This window comes from Mesorhizobium sp. M2C.T.Ca.TU.002.02.1.1, assembly GCF_003997225.1.
In genome coordinates, this window is sequence record NZ_RZTO01000896.1 from 1 (window position 1) to 2373 (window position 2373).

Here is a 2373-nt window from a genome sequence, read left to right on the forward strand (position 1 = left end):
GTGATCGGCCAGGGCAATCTCTTCAAGCCGGGCGAACCCGTCGCCATCGGCTTTGCCGCCGGAGCGCCGCTGGCGTTTCCGCATGCCAACAATAACGGGACCAACCAGAGGGAAGACCAAAATGCCGAAATCCTATCGTGACGGACTGCCGATAACCCCGGATAAATTCGTCGACCAGTTGATGCGCCTGAAGCGCGGCTCGATCAGCCGGCGCGACTTCCTTGGCCTCACCGGCCTCGGCGTCGCGACCGCGGTGATGGCGCGCGAGCTCGGCATCATGCCGACGCCGGCCTTCGCCGCCGAGAACCTCGGCGACCGCATGTCGATCGCCACCTGGCCGAACTACCACGACCCGCAGACCTTCGAGAACTTCAAGGCCGACACGGGCGTCGCCGTCGAGGTCAACGTCTTCGGCTCGAACGAGGAGATGCTGGCCAAGCTGCAGGCCGGCGGCTCGGGCTGGAGCCTGTTCGTGCCGACCAACTACACGATCTCGACCTACAAGAAGCTCGGCATCATCGAGGCGCTGGACATGGTCAAGCTCGGCAATTTCGACGGCAAGTCGGAAGATGCGCGCTTCACCGCCGAAGGCACGATCGACGGCACGATCTATGCCGTGCCGAAGAACTGGGGCACGACTGGCTTCGCCGTCAACACCAAGAAGCTCAGCAAGCCGATGTCGAGCTGGAAGGAATTCTGGGACACCGCCATGGCGGAAGGCGACGGCCGCACCATGGTGCATGACTACCAGCTGACCACGATCGGCAATGCGCTGAAATATTACGGCTACTCGTTCAACTCGCTGAAGCAGGACGAGCTCGCCAAGGCCGAGGAGCTGCTGCTCAAGGTCAAGCCGCATCTGTTCGCCGTGTCGAGCGACTACCAGCCGGGAATGCGCGCCGGCGACGCCTGGATGACGATGTGCTGGACCAATGACGGCGCGCAGCTTCATCGCGACATCCCCGAGATCGCTTATGTGCTCGGCAAGGAAGGCGGCGAGATCTGGACCGACTTTTACGCCATCCCGAAGGACGCGCCGAACAAGCCGGCCGGCTATGCGCTGCTCAACTACCTGATGAACCCGAAGGTAGCGGTGAAGGAGCATCTGGCCAATGGCGCGCCCTCGACCGATGCGCGGGTCAACGCGCTGCTGCCCAAGGAAGTGCTCGACAACCCGATCCTCTATCCGGCGGCCGACCTGCTGAAGCCGCTGGAGTTCGGCGCCGCCGCGACGCTGACCGATCCGGGCCGCGCCGAGCTGATGGCGCGCTTCAAGTCGGCTTGAGCGAGACCGGTCACAAACCCGATCCAGACAATGCGACCGGCGGGCAAATGCCCGCCGGCTCCCAACCGGCTTTCCCGATGCGCCGCAGTCTCTTTCGCAAAAACCTCGTGACGGCGCTGCTGCTCGCCCCGGCGGCGCTGTGGCTGGTCGTCTTCCTGGTGCTGCCCTTCGTCGCCATCGCCATCTTCAGCGTCGGCGAGCGGGCGCCCGAGGGCGGCTACCAAGCCGCGCTCACCTTCGCGCAATATGCCAATTTGCCGGCGCGGGCGACGGCCTTCTGGAACACGATGGTGCTGGCGCCCATCGGCGCGCTCGCCTGCCTGCTCGTCGCCTATCCGGTCGCCTACTATCTGGCGCTGCGGGCGCCGCACCGCTGGCGGCTGATCCTGCTCGCGATGATCGTCATCCCGTTCTGGACCAGCCTTCTGATGCGTACCTATGCCTGGATGTACATCCTCGGCGGGCGCGGCATCCCGGCCCTGCTCGCCTATGTCGGCATCGAGGATCTGAGGCTGATCAACACGCCGGGCGCGGTGCTGCTCGGCATCGTCTACGGCTATCTGCCGCTGATGATCCTGCCGATCTATGTCAGCCTCGAGCGGCTCGACCGGCGCCTGCTGGAGGCTTCTGCCGACCTGGGTGCCACGCCGCTGTCGACCTTCCTTGGCGTGACGCTCAGGCTGTCGCTGCCCGGCGTGATGACCGGCTTCTCGCTGGTGATGATCCTGCTGCTCGGCGAATATCTGATCCCGACGCTGCTCGGCGGCGGCAAGGTGTTCTTCATCGGCAACGCGCTGGTCGATCTCTTCCTGCAATCACGCAACTGGCCATTCGGATCGGCCATCGCCATCACGCTGGTGCTGGTCTCGGTCGTGGTGCTGATCGTCGCCAACCGCATCTCGACCCGGCTTTCGGGCGCACGCCGGGTGGACCTGATCTGATGCGCGCCTTCGTCGTTGCCGTTTTTGCGTTCCTCTATCTGCCGATCGCGCTGGTCGTGCTGTTCTCCTTCAATGCCGGCCACCATGCCAGCGAGTTCACCGGCTTCTCCGTGCAATGGTACGGCAAGGCGCTGTCCAATCCCTTCC

Annotated in this window: 2 protein-coding genes and 1 pseudogene; all 3 read left to right on the forward strand. The window is 64.6% G+C overall.

Going from position 1 to position 2373, the window contains the following annotated elements; translation table 11 throughout:
- Positions 1-121 precede the first annotated feature (121 nt).
- The gene (locus tag EOD07_RS31090) at positions 122-1285 is read left to right on the forward strand and encodes a spermidine/putrescine ABC transporter substrate-binding protein (protein ID WP_127238011.1); all 1164 of its coding nucleotides are present in this window, start codon (positions 122-124) and stop codon (positions 1283-1285) included.
- A 47-nt stretch (positions 1286-1332) separates the two neighbouring features.
- Positions 1333-2226 (forward strand): ABC transporter permease, encoded by an 894-nt coding sequence (locus tag EOD07_RS31095; RefSeq protein WP_164772719.1) that lies wholly within the window; start codon positions 1333-1335, stop codon positions 2224-2226.
- A pseudogene (locus EOD07_RS38765) lies at positions 2226-2373 on the forward strand (ABC transporter permease); the annotation flags it as partial. The gene EOD07_RS31095 and the pseudogene EOD07_RS38765, both read left to right, overlap by 1 nt.

Bases quoted from the DNA above. Each gene is read 5' to 3' on its own strand.
- EOD07_RS31090 (WP_127238011.1), top strand. From the start codon at position 122: ATGCCGAAATCCTATCGTGACGGACTGCCGATAACCCCGGATAAATTC.
- EOD07_RS31095 (WP_164772719.1), top strand. From the start codon at position 1,333: ATGCCCGCCGGCTCCCAACCGGCTTTCCCGATGCGCCGCAGTCTCTTT.